The sequence below is a fragment of the Pseudonocardia nigra genome, assembly GCF_019396355.1.
Taxonomy (GTDB): domain Bacteria; phylum Actinomycetota; class Actinomycetes; order Mycobacteriales; family Pseudonocardiaceae; genus Pseudonocardia; species Pseudonocardia nigra.
The window spans coordinates 1-3,227 of sequence record NZ_JAHKRK010000384.1 but is presented as its reverse complement, the minus strand read 5'-3'; the positions used below and the strand labels follow the sequence as shown (position 1 = coordinate 3,227).

General features: G+C 75.1%; 4 protein-coding genes. 3 read left to right on the top strand and 1 reads right to left on the bottom strand.

Annotated elements, in window-relative coordinates; translation table 11 throughout:
- A partial coding sequence (locus KME75_RS40665; RefSeq protein WP_219420326.1) for a hypothetical protein occupies window positions 1-215 on the bottom strand: 215 nt, incomplete at its 3' end.
- Between the two features lie 15 nt (window positions 216-230).
- On the opposite strand from KME75_RS40665, the gene KME75_RS40660 reads away from it, so the two are divergent.
- The 3 genes from KME75_RS40660 to KME75_RS40650 all read left to right on the top strand — a co-directional run.
- A complete protein-coding gene (locus KME75_RS40660) occupies window positions 231-803 on the top strand; it encodes a DUF222 domain-containing protein (RefSeq protein ID WP_219420325.1) in 573 nt (190 codons plus the stop codon).
- Complete coding sequence (locus tag KME75_RS40655; RefSeq protein ID WP_219420324.1) at window positions 722-1,783, top strand: HNH endonuclease signature motif containing protein; 1,062 nt, start codon at window positions 722-724, stop codon at window positions 1,781-1,783. Before KME75_RS40660 ends, KME75_RS40655 begins: the two co-directional genes overlap by 82 nt.
- A gap of 245 nt (window positions 1,784-2,028) precedes the next feature.
- The coding region (locus tag KME75_RS40650) for an MFS transporter (RefSeq protein WP_219420323.1) at window positions 2,029-3,227 on the top strand (1,199 nt) is incomplete at its 3' end.

Sequence of the window (3,227 nt, the reverse complement as noted above, 5' to 3'; positions counted from 1 at the left end):
CGCGTCGGCGGCACGCGGCCGCGTGCCGCCGACCGCGCACACCGCGGCCCTGGCCCGCGATGCCGCGAGCGCCGGGCCCGCAGCACCAGGTCGCGTTCCGCGGAACGCGCGGGGAACTGTCGGACCCCGCTGTCATCCTCGGAGTCGAACATCAGTTCGAACTTCTGGAAGTTGCCGTGCCCGCCACCGCCGCTGCCGCGCTGCCCGCCGCTCATGTCCCGTGCGACGGCATGAGCACCCGCGAGGTGGAGACCGAGTTGCTCGGGTTGGCCGGGCACATCGCCGCGGCGCAGTGCCGCTTCCTGCAATTGCTCGCCGAGTTCGACCGCCGCGGCGGCTGGGCAGGCCCGGGGTTGCGATCCTGTGCGCATTGGTTGACGTGGCGGGTGGGAATGTGCCTGCGCACCGCCACAGAGCACCTGCGGGTCGCACACGCCCTGACGCGGCTACCGAAGATCACCGAGGCGTTCGCGGCGGGCCGGATCTCCTACTCCAAGGTCCGCGCCATCACCCGCATCACCGGCGCCGACAGCGCCACGATCGCCGCCTGCATCCCGCCCGGCGGGGCCGGACTCGCCGCGAGCGGTCCCGCTGGCGCCGGCCGCGATCGCTCAACCCGCTCGACCGGCCCGACCCGGCCGACCCGGCCGACCCGACCGACGCGGACACACCTGCCGCGGCCGCCACGCCGGCACCCGACCCCGCCGTTGCCGAGCCCGTGGTGCTCGACCCGGCGGTGCTCGACACTGTGGTGCCCGACACTGTGGTGCCCGACCCGGCGGTGGCCGATCGGGTCCTGCTGAACCTGGCGCTGTCCGGCACCGCCAGCCACGTCGAAACCGTGGTGCGCGCCGTCCGCCGCCGCCAGGCCGCGCCCACCGACACCGCCGCCCGCCGCTCGCTGTCCTGGCGCTGGGCCGACGACGGCTCCCTGGTGCTGCGCGGCCGGTTCACTCCCGACGAAGGCACCGCGCTCATCGCCGCCGTGGAAGCACTGGTCCCGCCCCGTGGCCCGGTCCGCCACCCGGTCCCGGCCGCCCCCGAGGGCTGGCGGGAACGCGCGGTCGAGGAGGAGCCGGGCCCGGCCGAAGACCGGGTTGCCGCCCGCCGCGCCAACGCGCTGCTGGCGCTGGTCATCGGCGGGGCCGGCGCTCCCGACGGAGGGACCAATGCGCCGGTCGTGGCCCGCGGGCGCGCGCAGGTCGTCGTGCACCTCGACGTCACCACCGGTACCGCCCGCATCAACGACGGCCCCGAACTCCCACCCACCACCGCCGAACGACTCGCCTGCGACGCCCGCGTCCAACTCCTGCTCGACGACCGCGAGAACAACCGGCTCTACCTCGGCCGTAGCCGCCGCCTCGCCACCCCCGCCCAGATCGCCGCGCTGGTCGCCCGCGATGGCGCCCGCTGCCAGTTCCCCGGCTGCACCCACACCCGGCACCTGCACGCCCACCACGTCCGGCCCTGGTGGCGCGGCGGACCCACCGACATCGACAACCTCATCCTCATCTGCGGCTTCCACCACCGCGTCATCCACGACCACCACTACCGCATCCGCCGCCTCCGCGGCCGATGGGAGATCCTGCGCCCCGACGGCACCCCCGTCGCCGCCACCGGCGCGCCTTTGACCGGCAACGTCGAACGCCTCATCGAAAGCGCCATCCAAGGCGGGCTGGCCATCACCCGCGACTCCCTCACCCCCACCTGGGGAGGGGAACGCCTCGACCCCGAACCCATCATCGACGCCCTGCTGCCCTACCGCACCAAGGTGCCAACGTGACCACGACGTGAGCGCCGCGGTGCGTTCCGCGGAACGCAGCCCGCCGCCCTGGTCTGGACGGCGACCCCCGGCCGAACGCCGCAGGGCGTCCTCCACTCGCCGCGAGACGCAGCAGGACCACGGCGCAGGCGCGCAGCAGCGCACGCGCGGTCCACGGAACGCGGCCGCCGGACTCCCACTGCGCTGGTGTCTGTCTCCTCACCTCCCCGTGACGGCGCGGCCGGGAGGTACGAGGATGGAGCCACGTGACCGCCGCACGCCCCCGCCCCTCGTCTGCAACGGGTTCCTCGGGGGTGTCGGCCGCACTGCTCGTCGCCGCGATCCTGCTGCTCGCGCTGAACCTGCGCGGCCCGCTCGTGGCGGTCTCGGCGGTGCTCGACCCGATCCGCGCCGACCTCGGCATCGACGCCGCGACCGCGGGCCTGTTCACCAGCCTGCCCGTCCTGTGCTTCGGACTGGCCACCCCGTTGGCGTCCGCGCTGCTGGCGAGGACGGGCCTCGGCCGGGGTGTGCTGATCTCGCTGGCGGTCCTGCTGGTGGGGATCGTGGTCCGCTCGCTCGACGGGCTGCCCATGGCGATCGCCGGGACCCTGCTGCTCGGGGTCGCGATCACCATCGGCAACGTCGCCGTGCCCGTCGTGATCGGCCGCGACCTGCGCGAACGCTCCGGCGCCGTCCTCGGGATGTACACCGCAGCGCTCAACGTCGGCTCGATGCTCACGCTGTCGCTGACCGTGCCGATCGCGGCGGCGACGGGGTGGCGGACGGCCCTCGCGGGGTGGGGCGTGCTGATCCTCGTGGCCGCCGTCGTGTGGTGGTGGGCGATGCGGCGGACGGCGCCGGCGCACGGGGCCGAGGAACCCGTGTTCGTCGTCGGCGGGCCCGTGGGACCGGCGTGGTGGCGGCGGCCCGTGGCCTGGGGGTTGACCGCGGCGTTCGCCGGGCAGGCGTTCGCCTACTACGGGGTCACGGCGTGGCTTCCGCAGCTGCTGCGCGACGAGCTCGCGATGGACGCGGCCGCGGCCGGCGCAGGCTCGTCGATCTTCCAGATCGCGGCCCTCGCCGGCGCGTTCGGCGTTCCCGTGCTGCTGCGCTACAGCCCCGGACCGCGCGCCGTGGTGCTCGTCGTGTGCGCCGCGTGGACCGCGCTCCCGCTCGGCCTGCTCCTCGCACCGCAGCTGTGGGCGGTGTGGTGCGTGCTGGGCGGCGCCGCCCAGGGCGGTGGCATGACCGTGATCTTCTCGCTGATCGTGCGCGTCGCCCGCGACCTGGCGGAGAACCGGCAGATGTCCGCGCTGGTCCAGGGAGGCGGATACACCGTCGCCGCCACCGGCCCGACGGTCGTGGGCGCGGTGCACGGCGCCACCGGCGGCTGGACGATGCCGCTGCTCGTGGTGCTCGCCGCGATCGCCCTGCTCGCCGTCGCGGGGACGGCGGCCGCCGG